This is a genomic window from Bradyrhizobium algeriense, from assembly GCF_003062295.1.
GTDB classification, from domain to species: Bacteria; Pseudomonadota; Alphaproteobacteria; order Rhizobiales; family Xanthobacteraceae; genus Bradyrhizobium; species Bradyrhizobium algeriense.
This window is the reverse complement of sequence record NZ_PYCN01000151.1, coordinates 1-1,185: the sequence shown is the minus strand read 5'-3', so window position 1 is coordinate 1,185 and position 1,185 is coordinate 1. Positions and strand designations below refer to the sequence as shown.

Annotated in this window: 1 protein-coding gene; it reads left to right on the top strand. The window is 62.1% G+C overall.

What is annotated here, in order from left to right; all coding sequences use genetic code 11:
• The coding region (locus tag C7G61_RS42805; protein ID WP_108523423.1) for a transposase at positions 1 to 1,109 on the top strand (1,109 nt) is incomplete at its 5' end.
• Positions 1,110 to 1,185 lie beyond the last annotated feature (76 nt).

The window sequence follows — 1,185 nt, the reverse complement described above, 5'->3', positions numbered from 1 at the left end:
TGAACCTCGCCTACCGCTGGTTCTGCCGGCTCGGCCTTGATGGCGAGGTGCCGGACCACTCGACCTTCTCCAAGAATAGGCATGGCCGCTTCCGCGATTGCGATCTGCTGCGCAAGCTGTTCGAGACCGTGGTGCGACGCTGCATGGCAGAAGGGTTGGTTGATGGGACGGCCTTTGCTGTCGATGCCAGCCTGATTGCTGCCGATGCCAACAAGCAGCGCTCTGCCGCCGGGTCTGATGATGTCGACTGGGAGGCCGTCGCCAGGACGCGCCGATCCGTGCGGGAATATCTCGATACCCTGGATGAGGCTGCCTGGGGCGCAGCCAGCGAGACAGTACCGAAGTTCATCTCCAGGTCGGACCCGGCCGCCCAATGGACCGGCGCTCACAAAGGGCATGCGTTCTTTGCGTACGCCGACAACTACCTGATCGACCTGAAGGCGGCGGTTATCGTCGATGTTGAGGCAACGCGAGCTATCCGGCAGGCCGAGGTCGGTGCGGCACGCACAATGATTGAGCGCACTGAAGATTGCCTCGGGCTCTGTCCCGAGCGCCTGGCCGCCGACAGTGCCTACGGGTCAGCCGAGATGTTGGGGTGGCTGGTCAACGAGCGCGCGATCGAGCCGCACATTCCGGTGTTCGACAAGTCCGCCCGCGACGATGGGACGTTCTCGCGCGGAGACTTCGCCTACAATCAGGAAGCCGATATCTACGTCTGTCCAGCCGGCAAGGCGCTGACCTCTACCGGAACTCTGGTGAACGATGGGGCAACACTGCTCTATCGCGCCAGCAAATATGACTGCGACACCTGCGAGCTTAAGTCGCGTTGCTGTCCGAAGATGCCCGCCCGCAAGGTCCCACGTTCAATTTACGAGCACGCCCGAGACGTCGCGCGCGATATCGCCAAGACTGAAGCCTACGTGACCTCGCGGCGTGAACGGAAAAAGGTCGAGATGCTGTTCGCACATCTCAAGCGCATCCTGCGCCTCGACCGACTCAGGCTGAGAGGTCCGTTTGGTGCTCAAGACGAGTTCCTCCTCGCTGCCACCGTGCAGAACCTCCGAAAGCTGGCAAAGCTGATCCCGCTGCCCGCCCCGATCCCGGCCTGAAAGCAAACAAGCTCCCGCTCGCCTGTCTCCTCGCACGGCCCAGAACACCTAAGGCGGCGACTTCTTCAACACAATC